Raw genomic sequence first — 246 nt, 5'->3', positions numbered from 1 at the left:
AAAGAAGTTAAAAGTGATGTTAAAAACGAATGTGGTACAGAATATACCTTAACTCGTACATGGACAACAAGTGACTGCGGAGGAAATTCAATTTCGTATACTCAAGTTATAACAGTAAGAGATACTAACACTCCTATTGCAAATGTTCCAGTAACATTAATTCCTCAAGGTACAACTACAGGGCCAATCTTACTGCGTGTAACTGGAGCCGATGGTATGTACAGCTTCACAGGAATGCCTGCAGGA

At 39.0% G+C, this 246-nt stretch carries 1 protein-coding gene; it reads left to right on the top strand.

Annotation, left to right across the window (positions count from 1 at the left end):
- The coding region (locus ACHRVL_RS23095; protein WP_395415605.1) for a hypothetical protein at positions 1–246 on the top strand (246 nt) is incomplete at both ends.

This window comes from Flavobacterium sp. FlaQc-28, assembly GCF_044007415.1.
Classification (GTDB): Bacteria; Bacteroidota; Bacteroidia; order Flavobacteriales; family Flavobacteriaceae; genus Flavobacterium.
The sequence above is the reverse complement of the archived record's forward strand: the minus strand, read 5'-3'. Positions and strand labels throughout refer to the sequence as shown.